The following is an 853-nucleotide window of genomic DNA, read 5'->3' as shown; positions in this document are numbered from 1 at the left end:
GCTGGCACCAGGGCGGGATGGCGTTGATGCAATTGGGCATGAGTGTTTGTTAGGCGCTACCCTGCAAGCTCAAGGAATGTTTTGCGGGAGTGATGAACCATGCGTGCACATTGGTTGACGGTGCCGGTGCTGGCCCTGGTTGGCAGCGCATCAGGCTGGGCTGCCAATTGCCCGGCGTTGTTGCAGGGGAGCCTGCCAGAATTGCGGGGCAAGGGGCAGGTCGAGTTGTGCGAGCGGTTTGCGGGCAAGCCGCTGGTGGTGATCAATACGGCGAGCTATTGCGGGTTTGCGCCGCAGTTCGAGGGGCTTGAGGCGACGTACAAGGAGTATCACGGGCAGGGGCTTGAAATGCTTGGTGTGCCGTCCAATGATTTCAAGCAGGAAGATGCCGACAGTGAGCAGACGGCCAAGGTCTGCTATGCCAATTACGGGGTTACGTTCACGATGACCAAGACGCAGGCGGTGCGGGGCAAGGATGCAATACCGCTGTTTGCGGAGCTGGCTAGCCAGAGCAGTGCGCCGAAGTGGAATTTCTACAAGTATGTGGTGGATCGCAAGGGCAAGGTGATTGGTAATTTCTCTAGCCTGACCAAGCCGGATGACCCGGAATTCCGGGCTGCCATTGAAAGGGCTATCGGCTCTCAGCCGTGACCTCCATGAATGCCCATGGCTTGGAGCTTGGAGCTTGGAGCTTATGCGCCGGTTTTGATATGGCGAACAGTCCAGTTGCGATGGCGACGCTTACTCACCTTTTCGCCCTTACGGCGAGTCACTTTTTTTCTTGGAAAAAAGTAACCAAAAACCGCTCGCTCCCATCATCCGGCCCCTACGCTGCGCTTCGGGGTCCCCTCAC

1 protein-coding gene is annotated in these 853 nt (G+C 57.7%); it reads left to right on the top strand.

Annotated features, from left to right (window positions below):
* The first annotated feature begins 99 nt into the window (after positions 1-99).
* Positions 100-651 (top strand): glutathione peroxidase, encoded by a 552-nt coding sequence (locus tag HP547_RS29015; protein ID WP_172288941.1) that lies wholly within the window; start codon positions 100-102, stop codon positions 649-651.
* Positions 652-853 lie beyond the last annotated feature (202 nt).

The sequence above is a fragment of the Pseudomonas sp. CM27 genome, assembly GCF_013179515.1.
Classification (GTDB): domain Bacteria; phylum Pseudomonadota; class Gammaproteobacteria; order Pseudomonadales; family Pseudomonadaceae; genus Aquipseudomonas.
Note: the sequence above shows the minus strand (reverse complement) of the source record. Positions and strands in the feature narration are given on the sequence as shown.